Below are 601 nucleotides of genomic sequence, written 5' to 3' on the forward strand. Positions count from 1 at the left end.
GTATAAGTTTAAAAGATGGTTAAACTTAACTTCTGTTCAATTTTGAAGGACCAAAATCCTTCAAAATAAAAGATTACAAATGTAATCTTGATGTTCTTTGAAAATTGCACATGAATAAAAAACAACAAGCCAAAAATATTCTTTGTGAATAACTTTGTAATTAAAATTACTTATAGATTAACTTGAAATATAGTTAAATTTAAAAGGTCAAGCTACAAAGGGCGCATGGTGAATGCCTTGGCATCAGGAGCCGATGAAGGACGTGATAAGCTGCGATAAGCTTCGGGTAGGCGCACATAGCCAGTGATCCGAAGATTTCCGAATGAGGGAACTCACATGGGAAACCCCATGTATCCTGTAGTGAATAAATAGCTGCAGGAAGGTAAACCTAGGGAACTGAAACATCTAAGTACCTAGAGGAAGAGAAAGAAAAATCGATTTTCTTAGTAGCGGCGAGCGAAAGGGAAAGAGCCCAAACCAGAGATTTATCTCTGGGGTTGCGGACAGAACATTAAATAAACTAATTTGTAACCGAAGACAACTGGAAAGTTGTGCCGTAGAGTGTAATAGCCACGTAGGTGAAACGAAGAGGTTTAGAGTT

1 other annotated feature is annotated in these 601 nt (G+C 37.6%).

The window, feature by feature from the left end:
- Positions 1 to 250: 250 nt before the first annotated feature.
- Positions 251 to 436: a sequence feature (23S ribosomal RNA rRNA prediction is too short), on the forward strand.
- Positions 437 to 601: the final 165 nt, after the last annotated feature.

Origin of the sequence: Clostridium sp. 7_2_43FAA, from assembly GCF_000158375.2 — a bacterium.
Lineage (GTDB): Bacteria > Bacillota > Clostridia > Clostridiales > Clostridiaceae > Clostridium > Clostridium tertium.